The organism is Streptomyces sp., from assembly GCF_036566765.1.
In the GTDB taxonomy this organism is placed as follows: Bacteria; Actinomycetota; Actinomycetes; order Streptomycetales; family Streptomycetaceae; genus Streptomyces.
In genome coordinates this window covers 1-2075 of record NZ_DATCVQ010000302.1, presented here as the reverse complement: position 1 = coordinate 2075, position 2075 = coordinate 1, and the positions used below count along the sequence as shown (strand labels likewise).

Sequence of the window (2075 nt, the reverse complement as noted above, 5' to 3'; positions counted from 1 at the left end):
GTAGTCGAAGCGCAGTTGTTCCAGGTCGCGGCAGGCGGACACCACGGCGGTCAGGACGTCCGCGGAGACGGTCGGGGCCGGACGGTCGGCCGGCACGGCCACGGTGTACGCCTGGAGTGTCCGCACCCGCCGGCGCAGCCGTGAGGGCAGCACCTGCTCGAGCTTGGCCAGCGCGCGGAGCGAGGTCTCCTCGGTGCCGGGCACGGCGCCCTGGGCGGCGGTGCGCAGCGCGATCGTCACGGCGACGGCCTCCTCGTCGTCGAGGAGCAGCGGGGGCATCGCCGCCCCGGCGCCCAGCCGGTAGCCGCCGGCGGCTCCGCGCGTGGCGTCCACCGGATAGCCGAGTTCGCGCAGTCGGTCGATGTCGTTGCGGACGGTGCGTCCGCTCACCCCCAGGCGCTCGGCCAGTTCGGATCCCGGCCAGGCTCGGGGTGTTTGCAGCAGGGAGAGCAGACGCAGCAGACGTGCGGAAGTGTCGAGCATGAAGTCGAGCCTGAGGTCTCATTAGGAAGGAACCGTGCCTATATCCAGAATACTGTCTTACCCATGGAGACGAACAGCGACACCCACGCCCGGATCCACCCCTACCGCATCGACATCGCGCAGGAGGAGCTCGACGACCTGCGCGACCGGCTCGCGCGTACCCGCTGGGGCAGTGAGATCCCCGGCGTCGGCTGGAGCCGGGGTGTGCCCACCGACTACCTCAAGGCTCTGGCCGCGTACTGGGCCGACGGCTTCGACTGGCGCAAGGCGGAGGCGGAGCTCAACGAGTTCCCCCAGTTCACCACCGAGATCGACGGCCAGAACATCCACTTCCTGCACGTCCGTTCACAGAACCCGGCGGCGGTCCCGCTGCTGCTGGTGCACGACTGGCCCTGCTCGTTCGTGCAGTTCGTCGACGTCATCCGACCGCTGACCCAGGACTTCCACGTCATCGTGACCTCCACGCCCGGCACCGGCTTCTCCGGTCCGCTCGGCGAGGCCGGCTGGAACACCGGGCGCATCGCAGGTGCGTTCGTCGAGCTGATGGACCGGCTCGGCTACGACTCCTACGGCGTTCAGGGGACGGGCGGCGGGGCCTGGATCGTCACCGAGATGGGCCGCCAGGCGCCCGACAAGGTCGTCGGCGTCCACGTCAACGGTCTGATCACCTTCCCCTCCGGGGACCCCGCCGAATTCGAGGGGCTGACCGGGCCCGAGCAGGAGCGACTGGCCCGGCTGGAGAACTTCCAGCAGGACAAGATGGGCTTCAACGCCATCCAGTCCACCCGCCCGCAGACCCTCGCCTACGGGCTGCACGACTCGCCGGTCGGCCAGCTCGCCTGGATCGCCGAGAAGTTCAAGGAGTGGACGGACCCCACCGCCGAGCTCCCTGAGGACGCCGTGGGCCGCGACCGCCTGCTGACCAACATCAGCGTCTACTGGTTCAGCGGTACGGCCGGCTCCTCGGCGAACCTCTACTACGAGTCGGGCCACGACGCGAGCGCCTGGGCCCCGAAGCCGCGCGGCACCGTCCCGACCGGCGTGGCCGTCGTCCTGGACACCGATGTCGCCATCCGCCGCTTCGCCGAGCGGGACCACAACATCACCCACTGGAGCGAGCTGGAGCGCGGCGGCAACTTCCTCGCGCTGGAGCAGCCCGAAGCGTTCGTCGACGACGTCCGCGCCTTCTTCGCCACCCTCGACGCCTGACCTCTGCGGTCGGCACCGCATGAATGCCCGGGCGGCCCACGGCGTCGAAACGCCGGCCGGACCGCCCGGGCCGTACGGTCACCTCGCGCCTGACACCGGCCGGTCAGCTCGCGCCTGACGCGGGTCCCGCCAGGCCGTGCAGCAGCAGGGCGGTGAGGGTGTCGACGATCTCCCCTCTACACCCACGACTGCGGCGAACTGCCGCCCGGCCGGGCGTGCGCGTCGTACGCGGCGCGCAGGGAGGACAGCGCCTCCGGCGTGAGGGGCTCGTAGTCGGCCGTCGGCGTCGGGCGCCACCAGACCTCGTCGGCGCAGAGGAACGCCTCCGCGCGGAGCGAGGCTCGGTGGATCTTGTTCGTGGCGGTCGTCGGGAGGCGGTGCAT

2 protein-coding genes and 1 pseudogene are annotated in these 2075 nt (G+C 70.9%); 1 reads left to right on the top strand and 2 read right to left on the bottom strand.

Features of this window, described 5'->3' with window-relative positions; translation table 11 throughout:
• A partial coding sequence (locus VIU94_RS17455) for a helix-turn-helix transcriptional regulator (protein WP_331912514.1) occupies positions 1 to 483 on the bottom strand: 483 nt, incomplete at its 3' end.
• 63 nt (positions 484 to 546) lie between these two features.
• Here VIU94_RS17455 and VIU94_RS17450 point away from each other — a divergent pair.
• Positions 547 to 1692, top strand: a complete 1146-nt coding sequence (locus VIU94_RS17450; RefSeq protein WP_331912512.1) for an epoxide hydrolase family protein — start codon at positions 547 to 549, stop codon at positions 1690 to 1692.
• 176 nt (positions 1693 to 1868) lie between these two features.
• On the opposite strand, the pseudogene VIU94_RS17445 reads toward VIU94_RS17450, so the two are convergent.
• Positions 1869 to 2075: pseudogene (locus tag VIU94_RS17445) on the bottom strand (hypothetical protein); the annotation flags it as partial.

Excerpts from the sequence above, each read along its gene's own strand:
- VIU94_RS17450 (WP_331912512.1), top strand. The coding sequence starts at position 547 with ATGGAGACGAACAGCGACACCCACGCCCGGATCCACCCCTACCGCATC.